The organism is Mesorhizobium monacense, from assembly GCF_056781675.1.
Genome location: NZ_CM165567.1, coordinates 1,977,240 through 1,990,567, shown reverse-complemented (window position 1 = coordinate 1,990,567; position 13,328 = coordinate 1,977,240). Strand labels below are relative to the sequence as shown.

At 60.8% G+C, this 13,328-nt stretch carries 18 protein-coding genes; 5 read left to right on the top strand and 13 right to left on the bottom strand.

All coding sequences use genetic code 11. The features are described 5' to 3' along the window. Nucleotides 1-47: 47 nt before the first annotated feature. From AC1RUK_RS09355 to AC1RUK_RS09320, 8 genes are all read right to left on the bottom strand, one after another. Nucleotides 48-299 (bottom strand): hypothetical protein, encoded by a 252-nt coding sequence (locus AC1RUK_RS09355; protein WP_481835840.1) that lies wholly within the window; start codon nucleotides 297-299, stop codon nucleotides 48-50. Next, nucleotides 296-1,048, bottom strand: coding sequence for a hypothetical protein (locus tag AC1RUK_RS09350; RefSeq protein ID WP_481835841.1), 753 nt, complete (start codon nucleotides 1,046-1,048; stop codon nucleotides 296-298). Before AC1RUK_RS09350 ends, AC1RUK_RS09355 begins: the two co-directional genes overlap by 4 nt. Next, nucleotides 1,045-1,203 carry a hypothetical protein gene (locus AC1RUK_RS09345; protein WP_481835842.1) on the bottom strand — a complete coding sequence of 53 codons (159 nt, stop codon included), beginning with the start codon at nucleotides 1,201-1,203 and terminating at the stop codon, nucleotides 1,045-1,047. The genes AC1RUK_RS09350 and AC1RUK_RS09345 overlap by 4 nt, the downstream gene beginning before the upstream one ends. Then, a complete protein-coding gene (locus AC1RUK_RS09340) occupies nucleotides 1,200-1,877 on the bottom strand; it encodes an ATP-dependent Clp protease proteolytic subunit (protein ID WP_481835843.1) in 678 nt (225 codons plus the stop codon). Before AC1RUK_RS09340 ends, AC1RUK_RS09345 begins: the two co-directional genes overlap by 4 nt. 4 nt (nucleotides 1,878-1,881) lie before the next feature. Next, complete coding sequence (locus AC1RUK_RS09335) at nucleotides 1,882-2,409, bottom strand: hypothetical protein (RefSeq protein WP_481835844.1); 528 nt, start codon at nucleotides 2,407-2,409, stop codon at nucleotides 1,882-1,884. A gap of 84 nt (nucleotides 2,410-2,493) precedes the next feature. Further along, a complete protein-coding gene (locus AC1RUK_RS09330) occupies nucleotides 2,494-2,799 on the bottom strand; it encodes a hypothetical protein (protein ID WP_481835845.1) in 306 nt (101 codons plus the stop codon). 1 nt (nucleotide 2,800) lies between these two features. Beyond that, the gene (locus tag AC1RUK_RS09325) at nucleotides 2,801-3,991 is read right to left on the bottom strand and encodes a hypothetical protein (protein WP_481835846.1); all 1,191 of its coding nucleotides are present in this window, start codon (nucleotides 3,989-3,991) and stop codon (nucleotides 2,801-2,803) included. Then, nucleotides 3,988-4,512: a hypothetical protein gene (locus tag AC1RUK_RS09320; RefSeq protein WP_481835847.1), complete on the bottom strand. Its 525-nt coding sequence runs from the start codon at nucleotides 4,510-4,512 to the stop codon at nucleotides 3,988-3,990. Before AC1RUK_RS09320 ends, AC1RUK_RS09325 begins: the two co-directional genes overlap by 4 nt. A gap of 261 nt (nucleotides 4,513-4,773) precedes the next feature. On the opposite strand from AC1RUK_RS09320, the gene AC1RUK_RS09315 reads away from it, so the two are divergent. Continuing rightward, nucleotides 4,774-5,088, top strand: coding sequence for a hypothetical protein (locus AC1RUK_RS09315; RefSeq protein ID WP_481835848.1), 315 nt, complete (start codon nucleotides 4,774-4,776; stop codon nucleotides 5,086-5,088). A gap of 4 nt (nucleotides 5,089-5,092) precedes the next feature. Here the strand turns inward: AC1RUK_RS09315 and AC1RUK_RS09310 are convergent, their stop codons facing one another. The 4 genes from AC1RUK_RS09310 to AC1RUK_RS09295 form a co-directional block, all read right to left on the bottom strand. After that, the gene (locus AC1RUK_RS09310) at nucleotides 5,093-5,299 is read right to left on the bottom strand and encodes a helix-turn-helix transcriptional regulator (RefSeq protein ID WP_481835849.1); all 207 of its coding nucleotides are present in this window, start codon (nucleotides 5,297-5,299) and stop codon (nucleotides 5,093-5,095) included. A 77-nt stretch (nucleotides 5,300-5,376) separates the two neighbouring features. After that, nucleotides 5,377-5,955 (bottom strand): hypothetical protein, encoded by a 579-nt coding sequence (locus AC1RUK_RS09305; RefSeq protein ID WP_481835850.1) that lies wholly within the window; start codon nucleotides 5,953-5,955, stop codon nucleotides 5,377-5,379. Further along, nucleotides 5,952-7,226: a tyrosine-type recombinase/integrase gene (locus tag AC1RUK_RS09300; RefSeq protein ID WP_481840225.1), complete on the bottom strand. Its 1,275-nt coding sequence runs from the start codon at nucleotides 7,224-7,226 to the stop codon at nucleotides 5,952-5,954. Before AC1RUK_RS09300 ends, AC1RUK_RS09305 begins: the two co-directional genes overlap by 4 nt. A gap of 712 nt (nucleotides 7,227-7,938) precedes the next feature. Beyond that, nucleotides 7,939-8,127, bottom strand: coding sequence for a hypothetical protein (locus AC1RUK_RS09295; protein ID WP_481835852.1), 189 nt, complete (start codon nucleotides 8,125-8,127; stop codon nucleotides 7,939-7,941). A gap of 1,044 nt (nucleotides 8,128-9,171) precedes the next feature. On the opposite strand from AC1RUK_RS09295, the gene AC1RUK_RS09290 reads away from it, so the two are divergent. From AC1RUK_RS09290 to AC1RUK_RS09275, 4 genes are all read left to right on the top strand, one after another. Then, complete coding sequence (locus AC1RUK_RS09290; RefSeq protein WP_481835853.1) at nucleotides 9,172-10,140, top strand: helix-turn-helix domain-containing protein; 969 nt, start codon at nucleotides 9,172-9,174, stop codon at nucleotides 10,138-10,140. A gap of 147 nt (nucleotides 10,141-10,287) precedes the next feature. Beyond that, the gene (gene adh / locus AC1RUK_RS09285) at nucleotides 10,288-11,805 is read left to right on the top strand and encodes an aldehyde dehydrogenase (protein ID WP_481835854.1); all 1,518 of its coding nucleotides are present in this window, start codon (nucleotides 10,288-10,290) and stop codon (nucleotides 11,803-11,805) included. Between the two features lie 67 nt (nucleotides 11,806-11,872). Then, entirely contained in the window at nucleotides 11,873-12,211 is a 339-nt protein-coding gene (locus AC1RUK_RS09280) for a DUF779 domain-containing protein (RefSeq protein WP_481835855.1), read from the top strand. A 96-nt stretch (nucleotides 12,212-12,307) separates the two neighbouring features. Then, nucleotides 12,308-12,523 (top strand): DUF1858 domain-containing protein, encoded by a 216-nt coding sequence (locus AC1RUK_RS09275; RefSeq protein ID WP_481835856.1) that lies wholly within the window; start codon nucleotides 12,308-12,310, stop codon nucleotides 12,521-12,523. Here AC1RUK_RS09275 and AC1RUK_RS09270 read toward each other — a convergent pair. Continuing rightward, a complete protein-coding gene (locus AC1RUK_RS09270; protein WP_481835857.1) occupies nucleotides 12,520-13,224 on the bottom strand; it encodes a Crp/Fnr family transcriptional regulator in 705 nt (234 codons plus the stop codon). The genes AC1RUK_RS09275 and AC1RUK_RS09270 overlap by 4 nt on opposite strands. Nucleotides 13,225-13,328: the final 104 nt, after the last annotated feature.

The window sequence follows — 13,328 nt, the reverse complement described above, 5'->3', positions numbered from 1 at the left end:
GCCCTGGGGTGTGATCGCCCCCCGGTGGGTGTCTGCGAGGCTTCTCATCACTGCTGCCTCATCTCTGGAGGCTCAATGTGCTGCTCGGGCACGCCGTGATAGCGCTGCACAGCAGCCCAAATCATCTGACTTTCGTTCTCTTCAGGCAGACGGCCAAAACCTTCCTCGAACCGAGCGAAGCAGCCGCGCAGCGTGGCGGCCAGGACTTGCGGGTCGCCTGCCCAGTCCTCGCCTTTCCCTGTGATGTAGACGGCGACGGGCTTGTTCGGGTCATTGTCGTTGACAGCGGCGTTGCTCATGGCCTTGCGTCCTTTCCGTCGCGCCCCTTTTTCACCATCAGTTTCCAGCCGAGTCCTTCTCCCGGCTGTAGCCCCTGAGCGTGATCAAGTTCGCAATGCCAGCTACTGCCTTGGTGGGTGCAGACATCGCCATGTTGGTAAGCGGCATCTCGTTGCCAGACGCCCTTGTAAGACAGGGTCGCTCTGCTCTCGATCTCGGCCAGACGCTTCTCGATGGCCGCGCATCGAAGGCCATTCCACGCTTGGCCGGCCTCGCTCTGGGCAGCGACAATCGCGAGCGCGTCCAGATGGGCCCGATCATCTGGGTGGCAGCCAGCATTCTTCAGGTACAGTTGCTTGTGATAGGCGAAGCCTGCCACGAAACGCTCGTACGTCTCGGTGAACGTCTTCTGGTTTTCCTCGGTCCTGGCGAGAGATGGGTATTCTGGCACCTGCACGGGCTCCAGTTCCCACTCTCGATGCACCTTGGCAGGCGCCGCTGCCTGCTGCCGCTTGGGCTCGGCAAGGTCATCGCCCAGTTCGATGACAAAGCGCTGGTCGTGAAGCTTGGTGATCCGGCCGCGAAGCGTGCGAATCTGTTCGCCCAGGCGCTGCTGTAGCGTGCGGCTCATCTCGCTCAGATGTTTCTGAACGTCAGCGTCCAGCGCGGCGCTCTTCTCCGCAATCTGCTTTTCGAGGCGCTCGATCTCCTTGTCGATCTTTCTGAGATCGGCCTGGCGCTGGTCGACGATGACGGGTTTCTTCGTCATTTCGTACGCTTCCATGCGGCGACTTCGCGCTCGTGGCGATATTTTTCCATGGCGCGGCGCTGCTTGCGCTCGGCTTCGGTCTCTTTGAGAGGAACCGCGACTTCCTTGCGCGGCGGCGGCGGGCCTCCGTTGAGTGTCACTTGGCGGTTTTTCATTTGGCGGCCTCCTCGATCGCGTGAATGAGACCGTGCTCTAGGCACCACTGAAGCGATTGCTCTTCGTCCTTTGCGGCCTCGATCGCCAATGCAGCGAGCTCGGCGCCGGAGCGGTCGGCGATGACATTGAGGTACAAGTTGTCGGTCTGCCGCAGCCGGCGCGCTGCCTCGATGTGCCTGTACATGGTCCAGCGATCGCGAGGATCTGGGCAATCGGCAGTGAGGTGCAGCATGTACTGCGTGGCTTGTTCCGCCGTGCGGTGGTCGCAGGCCATTGAGACGAGCACGCCGGCCGACATGCAGCGCTTGCCGAGCTTTGCCACCTTGGCACCGGGATGCCACCTTATGGCGCGGTGAATGCGGACGGCTGCATCGAAATCGCCGCCTTGGCTGTCGATAAACACGCTAATTGCCGGCGAGAGCCGAGCCGCCTCCAACTGGTCGTGAACGTTCAGCGCCAGGGCGTCGTTGATGTCGCCGACCACATAAATTTCGGCCATCTCGATGACCGACATACGGGCTTCGTTTCGGTCAATTTCGGCCTTGGCTTTAACTTCGCCGAACAGCCAACTGCACGGTTCCAAAGCACCGCGCTTGCGCTCCAGTGCCGCCGGCAGAAACTCTCCTACCTGTTGTTCAAGAGCGGCGAGCCGATCGAGGATTTCGGGGTTCATCGCATCAGGTCCGGTTGGCGTGGTTGAAGACTTTGCGGACCATGTCCAGATGCTGCGTCAGCGGAGGAATGCACCCCGGCAAATGGCCAAACCGCTTCAGATCGACGCCGGCATACTTTGCCCTTGCATTGAACCGCAGCCCTTCGGCGAGCAACGCGTCGAGGTTGTCGAGCGCGGCGGCGATGGCGTCGCGATACTGGCGAAGCGGTTCGACCAATGCCGGCACAAGACCTGCCTCGTATGCTTGAACGGCCTCGTCGCGGCGAGCCCTCGCTTCGGCTTCAGCGGCGAACAGCGGCTGCAGTTCGGCGCCGATGTCGTCGACGTCGTGCTGAGTGATCGTAGGCGGCTCGCCCAGGCGCTGGGAGGCAAGACGCTGGCCCGCCTCGATGTGGCGGCGCTGCGCTGCCTGGCGGGCTGCTGCGGCGTCCTGAAGTGCTGCTTCGGCCTCGCCGATCGCGGCCGGGCGATCCGGTATCACCAACACCTTTTCGAAGTCTGTCGCGGTGGGCTTGGATAGGCGGGCAAGCATCTGGCCGGGCTCCTGATTTGGTTGGTCTGATTCTCCCACCGGAGGCGCTGGCGGGCTAGTTCGCGGCGGTACGGCTAGGTACGCTCAAACGCACTTTTCTCGGGCAAGCAGGGCTTGGGCGATGCCGGCGATGGCGTACTCGATGATTCGCCCGTTTGGCCGGCAAGCGATTGCGACGCCGCCATTGAGCCGCCGGTTTCGAAGCGTGAACGGTGAGACACCCAGCAGGGCTGCGGCGTCGGCCTGCCGGACATAGCCGTCTGCCGTCACCAAGATCCCGCGTTTCAGGCAGGCCGTCACGACGACGTCGATCTTCGCGTCGAGCGGCGACCGCTCCAGGCTCGTAGCCATGACGCGCATCGTGCTGGCGAGGTTGTTCCGCTCAGCCATGTCAGCCGAGCCTCGCAGTGATCGGCCAACATGTCGCAGGAACAAAAGCCATCGGGAGGGGTTGGTCCATTGAAGGGACTGCAACCACGAACGCGGAACAATGCTTGATTTTTTTAACTTGGAACGGGCTAAGGCTCGGCTGCGCGTCAAACGAGCTGAGACCTCTCTCAAACGTACGAATAAGTTGCTGGACCAGGACTGCGGCGCCGTCGTCGGTGTCGCGTTGTGCGACAGCATACGGTCTGCGCAACGGCGTCTGGTCGAGGCCAAGGAGCGATTGACGAAGATCGATCCCCGGCACTGACGGCGTTCCTGAATTAGCAAATCTAAATGCGAGCGCGGCGCCACCTGTGGTAGAAACGAACTGCTGGAGTAGGTCTCTCGGGAGGAGTCCTTGGGTATAAAATCGAAGCTCGCCAAAATGTCGGCGGCGCTGCTCGGCAGGCGTGCGGCCGCCGCTCAATCCACTGCTGCTGTCAAGCCGGTCCGAACGTCGCCCGCCGACGTTCCACTTAGACGCCAAACACTTCCGTACAAGCCACGGCCTCCGATCCGGCCCTGCAGCAATATGTAGGAGCAGCCAGACAGCGAAAGGTCGGACAACGGAACGAAAGGCGGATTCGCGAATTCTACTGCTGCCCAATTGGAATCGTCGCCCATGAGGCTTGCGACCCTCCACCTTGAAACCGCGAGATACGGGGACGTATATCGCGCCGAAATGCTCGCGAAGCTGAGGCGGCAGTTGATACGGCGCATCAAGCGCACGGACACGGCGGCTCAAAAAGTCGAAGAAGCGCTGGCCAGGTTGGCTGAAGCAAACGCGCCCATGGACCGGCGGACTCAATATGGCCGCCGTCCCCGCACTGTTTCTTTCTGTAGAAATTTCTGAAACGAAACCTTTCTGGGCGGAAATGGCGTTGAAGGTTGGTGCGCCGACCTTCAGTCCAGTCCTGTGTGAGCGCTGACAGTGAGCAGGAAGAGCGCCGACGTTCGGTCCTGGCTCCTCTTCCCTCCAAAGCCCTGCGGCACTGGTGACGGGCTCGAATTTTTGCGAATGGCCTATCTCTTTTTTTTTCTCTTTTTTCTTCTTTTCAGATTCAAGTTTGAGTTCGCTTTCGCTCTCAGTTCCCTTTCCCTCTAAGTTCTCTGTGTCGACAGGCTGTCCGGAGGCTCTCGACAGGCTCACCATCATGTGCCCCTCCTCATCAGCCTGGAATTGGCCAACGCCGGCGAAATCGACTGCACAAGAGGAGTGAGGGGACTGTCGAGAGGGCTTCCCGTTTCCTCATTGTCTGCAGAAGGAGAAATCTTCCGGCCCCATGCGGTCGCCATAAAGTCGGCCTCAGCAGCACCGCGGATTTTGTCGCTGTCGATGAGCGAGATTGTCTTCATGACGCCGATGGCATGGGACTGGTTTGTCGGGATGTTCCCTTTGTGCTGGAACCATTTCTGGACATAGGTTTCTTCCGTTGCCGGATCGTGCAGGACGAGGTTGCCCGCAACGATGTTGGCAAGCGCCGCCCGATATTGCTGCGGCGCCCACCGCAAGTCGGCCAGGGCATAGCCTTCTCGCACGCGACAACAGCCGCTGCTGTTCTGGTGCGGGCCGGTCATGAAGTAGAAGTGCAGGAGACGGCTGTCGCTGTCGTCGAGCGCAAGGAAGGCCGGCGACGACCACACCGCCGAATTAATCGGGTGGAAGTCACGGCTCATGCTGGACCGCCTTTGCGCAGTCGCGCGTGATGTCGGACGTGACAGGCCCTGCACCAGAATTTCACGTCCAGGGCATAGCGGTGATCATCGTGGTGAGCATCGAGCGGTTTCGCTTCGCCGCACTTTTCGCAGCACGTGGGCTTCACCAAGATGCCGCGTCGGATAGCACTGGCAACAGCGACGTGAGACCAACGCTCCAATGGGTGCGCCTCTCTCCACCGTGCTTGCGGGGAAGGCCCTTTTTCGCTAGAAGTGTTGCCGTTGCTGTTTCCCATTTTGACTTCGCGAAGCTCGCCCTGGCCGGCGGGCTTTCGCTTTTTAAGAGGCTCCATCATCGAGACCTCCGCTCCTGAGCAAATTTGCCAAACGGATCGCCTCGATCGCCTCGGCGGCGGTCATTGGCAATTGAGACCGGAGCCACGGCACCGCCGCGTGGCCTCGTTGTGCCGGAGGCACTTCGACAAGGCGCCGAGCACCGAGCGCGATGATTTCGGAGTGTTCGAGATCGAAGCTCATGCCAGCCACCCGGCGATGATGAAGATCACGAAGGTGATGGCGGCAGCGGAAACGAGGTAGGCCATTATGCGGCCTCCCCTGCCGTGGTTGAGGCAGCTTCACGAGCCCTACGCCATTCGACGCCGGCCTCCTTGCTGACCAGAACGCGACCGCCGACATGCATCGTGCGCGGCCCCTGGCCAACCTTCAGCAAGTTATAGAATGTGGCCCTGGAAATGCGGTGAGCGACGCAGAACTCTGGGATCGAGTAAGCTTCGAAATTCGTATCCATCGCGGTCTCCTTTGTTCGAGGATGGCCGACAATGGACGGGTCACGATTGGACAGCTTAATGCGCTGTCCAAAGATTTTTAAGCTGGTTTTCCTCGACCGGACTCAACTGTCCGCTGGATGGTTCTGCGGGAGACTTTGCATTTCTCGGCCGCCTTGTCATATGCCGCTACTGGCCGCTTACCGCGCTTCAATTCATCTTCGTAAGCTTCTTGCTGCTGCTTCCACCGTCGCAATTGCTCGACTGGCGAACCGTTCGCCGACGCTCGCGCGTTGTCGAGGTTCCTGCGGCTCTTGAGCCCTGTCCGCAACGGACGCTGGTACGAATGGCCTTCAACAAAAGACCTGTCCGACTCGAAGGCAGCGAGATCCTGATGGGCTCTGATCAGGTCGCCAGAATCAAGCGCCATCCTGATAATGTGCAGGCGGTGGCCAACCTCGGCGACGCTGGTCAGTTCCTTCAATTTTCGGCCGAGTAGATAGAGTTCCCATTTTGGCCCTTCCGCGATCTTGGGATGACGCCGAGCGATGTGCTTTCGCAATTCAGGTGTCAGTCCGTCGCCGCCTTGCACACGGATTGTCGCGAGCTTTTCTTCGTAGATGGACAACTGCCCATCGACGAACTCCCTCAGATATTCCTCTACGCTCTGCATCTTCATGCGCTCCGCAAGTCGGCGACGTTGCTTTTCGTGATCGTGCCGAACCTTGGTGCCCCTGCCCTCACCGCGTCGGCGACGTAAGACGGCGAGAGGTGTCCATAGTGCTTTTCGACCATTCGCGTGTCGGTGTGGCCAAGGTTCTTCGCCACGACCAGAAGCGGCATGCCGTTCATGACAGACAGGCTCGCCCATGTGTGGCGTAGGCCATGGAAGCCGATCGCGGGGGTGATCTTCGCGTTCTTGCAGGCCTCCTTCATCGGCCGGAACTGGTGAGACTTCTCCCAGACGCCGCCGGCTGGCGTGGTCAGCAGCAATTGCCCATGACGCTTGCCATGGGATAGTTGCTTGAACAGGTCGGCGCCTTCATCGGTCAGGACGACATGGCGGCCCTTGCCGGATTTGCTCGCCCTGATGGTGGCAGTGCCGACGTCGGTGTTAAAGTCCTCGACGCGAAGTCGGGCGAGTTCGCTGTAACGGGCGCCGGTCTGCAGGGCGGCCTGCACAAGATCCCGGAAGGCACCGCTGGACGCATTCACGAGTTGCTGCGCCTCGGCGATCGTCAAATAGTGAACGCGGGCGCTTTCCACATCCTCGAACGGCTCGACCCGGCGCCACTCTCTGTCCGATGCCGCCTTCCCTTCCCGCCAAGCATAGTTCAGCGCCGCCTTCAGGATTGTTAGGACGCGATTTGCTGTCGCCCGGCGCTGGCGGATGGACTCCGCGTCGTCGGCCAGTTCCCTGAAGCGCTGCTCGGCGTCCGCCTTGGTGCGCAGGCGCGGCGCGGTCGCGGCAACCTTGCCGTGCCACTTCCGAATCTGTTTGGCCGTGAGCTTGGAGACGTCGACCTCGCCCAGCTCGGGCAAGATCAGAGCCTCGGCACGATACCGTGCATCCTTGGAGGATTTCCGGTTGCCCTCCATCCACTGCAGGTAGTCGTCTGTGGCCTCTTTCACGGTGTAGGCGCCCGAGATGGTGCCGGCGTCGCCTGAGAGACGCTTGTAGAGCTCCCTGGCCTTGTCCTGCGCCTGCCAGAAAGTAAGAATGTTGGCGCCATCTGCATCGAGCTTGTCGTCGGCGTCCGCGATCGTCTCGACCCTGTAATTCTGCTCGCCGACATACATGCGGACGACCCAGCGGCCGGCCTCCTTGCCCTTGCGATAGCCGATGTGAAGACCGGGACCGATGCTCTTGTAATATGGCTTGCCTCGCGCCTTCAGTTTCGCCCGTGCTTCCTTGCTGTCGAGCGTAGCGTCGCGAACTCTCTTTGCCATGTCCCTGCCCTGCCGTGTCCAACACTTTGTCCAATATACCGGCGTGGACGACATTGGACAAGCATAAACGCAACTGGGCAAGAAACCTTATGTTGCAAGGGGTTCAATAAATCAGCCTAGACAGCGTTGGACGACTTAGAAGCCCTTTCACGGCGGTAACAGGGGTTCGATTCCCCTTGGGCGTACCAGAATTTTCAAATACTTAGCTGCTTTTCACTCTCTTCCGTCGAATATCGACCGAATAAACGCCCGCGAATTTCCGTGAACAGATTCGGCGTGAGCTCGGAACCACCTCGTTGCCTTCGATGGGTTTCTCCTGCGATTATCGGCGGATCCGCGCGACATGGACACGACATCATGGGGAAACAGCGGCCGGTGAACTAGACCCTTTGGACCCCGGCAAACTAGGGCACTCAGTCTTAATTGAGCGTCCTGCAATGTGCTCATAAATTAATCAGCGCGGGGAATTGGTTGCCACCACCCGCAGTGGCCGGTGCGGCGCCCGCCCCCAGTGAGCCCGCGTTGCACCGGCCATTCTCGCCTTACGTCTTTGTGCTTAGCGACCTTGGGCCCTAGGTCTCATTTGAGGGATTGCTAATCTGCTATAAAATGCGACGTCTCGCAGGGCCGGTGCAGTTGGGGCTTGGCTAGGGCGCTGCACCGGCCTTTTCACACGATCTACGTTGGATGGCAATTCTCGCATGCCACCCTCCTATTTCCTCCAGTTGCCGACGCGATCCGCATGGGAAATGATTAAGAAGAACGCCGCTCGAACGACTTTCTTCTTCGAGGCGTTTGGATGTACCCTGCGTGCCGCTTTGATCAATCGCTTGGGGGTCATGTCCGGCTTCACAATCCGTGTGAGGGTGTCGCTAATCGCCCGCAATTCGGCTGCTTCCATATGGAAATCTCCATCTTTTAGCTTGGTGGGCCGGCGAATGGCGCGATGATCGTACAGACCCAGTGCGTGGCAGGGAACTGCAAAGTCTTCAGCCCTTTACGCCTGTCGATAGTAGAAATGGTAGGGCGTCCTATTCATTTTGGCGTAATTGCGTGAACCCTAATGCGGCGATAAACGATTCAAGGCGGAGGGAACTCACCCAGTTTCCAGCCGCAGCTGGTCGGTGCGGCTTGCCACCAGGCATCGCACAGGCCACGTCCTAGAGCGCCGGCCTGTCGATCCCTGTTTGCTGTTCGATCGGCAGCCGGCAGCTACCGGCCTTCCTCCCGGGAATCCTGCAGCGATGCATGCCGCAAATCGTCCTCGCCGCGTAGGTGCTTCACACGGCCGATCAGCCCCGGCTTGACCCAGACAGTCGCCGGCCGCTTCATGCCCTTTGGCGGCTGCCCTGGAGCCTCCTGGACGCGCTTCCACAACCGCTCCCGCACGATTGGTGTTGATTGAAGGCGCTGCCGACATAGCGGCCGGTCCCGCGCTCTGCCATCATTCGTGATGGCTCTGCGACCCTCGCTATCTAAGCCGGCCCAGTGACCGAGCCAGCAAGACCGCGAGCTCGTCTTCTCGGAAGATCTAGGGTTGGCTCCGGGCTTGCCGTGCTTTGCCGTTTCGTCGCCATAGGCAGGTTGGTCTGCCTGTTCGGGAAGCATCGTCCGTTGGGAGGCTATCGGTGCGGACATATCACCGCCAGGACAACCTCTCCTGCGAGTCCGAACGCCGGAAATTCGCTGGAACTTTGCTCTCGATCAATAAATGCCAGTTTCGAGCATGTAGGCTTCTGTATTCTTGAGAGCATGTTGCCGGCGAGGACGAGTTGGACATCGCGAGGTGGAAGGGAACATGGCAAATGTTCCCCTTTATGATTCTTCTGTCGGATTGACAGTGCGCAGATTGAAAGCGGAACCTGACACTAAACCAGCATTACCTGTCTTGAAGCAGCCTTGGTCCAGAAGCTGAAAAGGCAAGGCTGGGATTTGGGAGGATAGCATGGGTGAGGATCTATCCGGTCATCATGCCGACCGCATTCAGGCCGCGATCGCTTCGGACGCCGCGGCGAAGTCCGCGCTGGTCGCCTCCTGGCGACGGTCTTCCAGTTTGCATCGGCTCGATCCGGCCGATTGCAGCCCGCCACGCTATCTGACAGAGGCGGAATTGGGGGAGGCCCGGCAACGCATCGAACCACTCGTCCGGGCTGCTCAATCGAGTCTGGACCGGCTCTATCTAGCGGTGGGCGGCGTCGGATGCTGCGTCCTGCTCGCCGATCGCAACGGCGTGCCGGTAGAACGGCGCGGCGCGCCAGTGGATGACGAGACGTTTCATTCCTGGGGGCTGTGGACTGGCTCCATCTGGAACGAAGAGAGCCAGGGTACCAACGGTATCGGCACCTGTCTGGTCGAGCAGCGGGCGCTGACGATCCACCGCGACCAGCATTTTCAAACGCGCAACACGGGGCTGAGCTGCACCACCGCCCCGATCTACGATCATGAGGGGAATCTTGTGGCGGCGCTTGACGTCTCTTCCTGCCGGGCTGATCTGACCGAGGCCTTCGCCAGTCTTATTTCGGTGGCCGTGGTCGACGCGGTGCGTCGGATCGAGGCAGAGAATTTCAGGATGGCGTTTCCCAAGGCGCGAATTCTTTTGGCGCCGGTGACCGACAAAGGCTCCGGCGCGCTGATCGCCGTTGATGCGGACGACCTCGTAGTCGGTGCGACCCGGTCGGCTCGCCTGGCGCTTGGAATTACCCAACGTTGTCTCGACAAGCCGATGCCCGCAGCCGATCTGCTCGGTTGGGCAGAGAGCGGCCCCGAAGTTCTCGCCGAGGCCGAGCGCGGCGTTCTCCAGCGGGCGCTGGCGCGCGCTGACGGAAATGTCTCGGCTGCGGCTCAGGCGCTTGGCATCAGCCGCGCGACGCTTCATCGCAAGCTCAACCGCCTGGATGTCCACCGGTCTCACTGACCTTTTCGAATCCCCGCCTGACTGTCGCAGTTCTGCGACACATCCCGCCCGGCCACTGTCCTCAGCCCGGTGACAATGGCGGCGGAAATCGCAAGTCTCTCTTCCGGAGCGTCGCATCCCGCGACGTCAGTTTTGGGAGGAAGACACATGAACAAGGTTGAATTCTCACGCTCGGTCAAGGCGCCTTTCGACAAGCGCTACGGCAATTTCATCGGCGGCAAATGGGCGGAACCGCACTCTGGCCGCTACTTCGAGAACTTCTCGCCGGTGAACGGCCAGCTGCTGTGCGAAGTGGCGCGTTCGGACGCCCAGGACATCGAGGCGGCCCTTGATGCGGCCCATGCCGCCAAAGACGCTTGGGCACGCACCAGCGTGGCCGAACGCTCGCTCATCCTCAACCGCATCGCCGACCGCATGGAGGAAAACCTCGATCTCCTCGCTCGCGCCGAAACCTGGGACAATGGCAAGCCGATCCGTGAAACGACCGCGGCCGACCTGCCTTTGGCCATCGACCATTTCCGCTATTTCGCTGGCGCCTTGCGTGGCCAGGAAGGCAGCCTTTCCCAGATCGACGACGACACTGTCGCCTATCATTTCCACGAGCCGCTCGGCGTGGTCGGCCAGATCATCCCCTGGAACTTCCCGCTGCTGATGGCGTGCTGGAAACTCGCTCCCGCGCTCGCCGCCGGAAACTGCGTGGTCCTGAAGCCCGCCGAGCAGACCCCGGCAGCCATCTTGCTGTGGGCCGATCTTATCGGCGATCTGCTGCCGCCGGGCGTGCTCAACATCGTCAACGGCTTCGGCCTCGAGGCCGGCAAGCCGCTGGCGTCCTCGCCGCGCATTGCCAAGATCGCCTTTACCGGCGAGACCACGACGGGCCGGCTGATCATGCAATATGCCAGCCAGAACCTGATCCCCGTCACGCTTGAACTGGGCGGCAAGTCGCCCAACATCTTCTTCAAGGATGTCGTCGCCGAGGACGACGATTTCTTCGACAAGGCGATCGAAGGCTTCGTCATGTTCGCGCTGAACCAGGGCGAAGTCTGCACGTGCCCGAGCCGTGCGCTCATCCATGAATCGATCTACGACAGGTTCATGGAACGAGCCCTCAAGCGCGTCGAGGCGATCGTACAGGGAGATCCGCTGGACCCGGCGACGATGATCGGTGCCCAGGCCTCGTCCGAGCAGCTGGAAAAGATCCTGTCCTACATCGACATCGGCCGCCAGGAAGGCGCGGAAGTGCTGACCGGCGGCGCCCGCAACGTCCTGCCCGGCGACCTGGCGGGCGGCTACTACGTCAAGCCGACCGTGTTCAAGGGCCACAACAAGATGCGCGTCTTCCAGGAAGAGATCTTCGGGCCGGTGGTGTCGGTGACCACCTTCAAGGACGACGACGAAGCGCTCAGCATAGCCAACGATACGCTCTACGGCCTCGGCGCCGGCGTCTGGACGCGGGATGCCAACCGCGCCTATCGCTTCGGCCGCGCGATCCAGGCCGGCCGTGTCTGGACCAACTGCTACCACGCCTATCCCGCGCATGCGGCCTTCGGCGGCTACAAGCAGTCCGGCATCGGCCGCGAGACGCACAAGATGATGCTCGACCATTATCAGCAGACCAAGAACATGCTGGTCAGCTATAGCCCGAAGAAGCTCGGCTTCTTCTGATCGCCTCTTTGGCTCACAGGCGCGGCTCCGCAAGGGCCGCGCCCCAAGTCTGGAAATCGAAAAAGCCATGCATGCGAAGGTCACGGCAACGCCGGCAGCGCTTGAACTGATCGCGGAGATCGTTGCCGAGCACGGTCCGGTGCTGTTCCATCAATCCGGCGGCTGCTGCGACGGCTCTTCGCCAATGTGCTATCCGCGTGCCGGCTTCATCGTCGGCGACCAGGATGTGCTGCTCGGCTACATCGGCGACGCGCCGTTCTACATCGGCGCTTCGCAATTCGAGGCCTGGAAGCACACCGATCTCATTATCGACGTGGTGCCTGGCCGCGGCGGCATGTTCTCGCTGGACAACGGCCGGGAGAAGCGGTTCCTGACACGGTCGACGATCTGCGCCATTCAGGTGTAACAAACGAGGATCGGGCTGCTTGCTCTTTGTCTCAGCGCAACGAGCATCCCGCAAAGCGGATGCAAGATGTCCGCTTCCAAAGCGCGGACAAGCAGCATGAAACACAAATTCAGCGACGATGCGACGATGGACGAAATCATGAGCCGGTCGCCGGCGGCCATCCGGGTCGTGCTCCAGCACGGCCTGCTTTGCGTCGGCTGCCCGATTGCTTCGTTCCATACCGTTTCCGATGCTGCACGTGAGCACGATCTGGACGAGGAACAACTCAGTAGCGATTTGCGGGCCGCAATCGAAAGTACCGACTCCGACTAGCTCTTCTCTGCACGGCCTTCCGCGATCAAGAGGAGCCGGTGAGGCTCGACCACGGTGACTTTCTGGCGTCCGCTTTTGACCAATCCTTGGTCTTCCCATGCCGAGAGCAGGCGGCTCACCGTATGAAGCGTCGTTCCTGTCATCTCGGCAATGTCCTGGCGTGAGATGGGGAAGTCGATCAGGATGCCTTCCTCCGTCTTCTTACCCGCCTGCTTGACCAGCTTGAGCAGTGCATGGGCGACGCGCTGTTCCACTTGTTCGGTGGCCATCTCGATGACGCGCGTATGGGCATCCTGCAGCCTGCCGCCCACGGACTTGTATGTGTTGGCGCTGAAGCTGGGGAAATTTGCTGCGAGCGTTGGCCATAGATGGCTTGGCCATGCAAGAGCCACGCAATCGACGGCAGCTATCGCATTCGCCGGATAGGTGGTGCGGCCAAGCGCATGGGCAATGCCCATCAACTCGCCTGGACTTATGTACCGCACAGTCACCTCATGCCCGTCCGGGGTCGATTTCACGACGCGCACATGTCCGTCGAGCAGCAGGAAGAAGGAATGAGCTTCCTGCTCCTGCTCGAACACCGGCTGGTCCTTGGCAATCCGGAGCGCCTTGGCTTGGCCGATTATGCGGTCGAGATCCGTGGCGGCCACGCCCTCGAAGACGGACAGCCCGGCAATCAGCGAGCGATCGAGGCTACCCAACTCCGTTCCTCCCCAACTTGACCAAGGCCGACGCATTCAGGTCCGTATGGGCGGCAAGGTGCACGCCGGCCGCCTTTCCCTGAAATTCCCGATCTTGTTTGCGC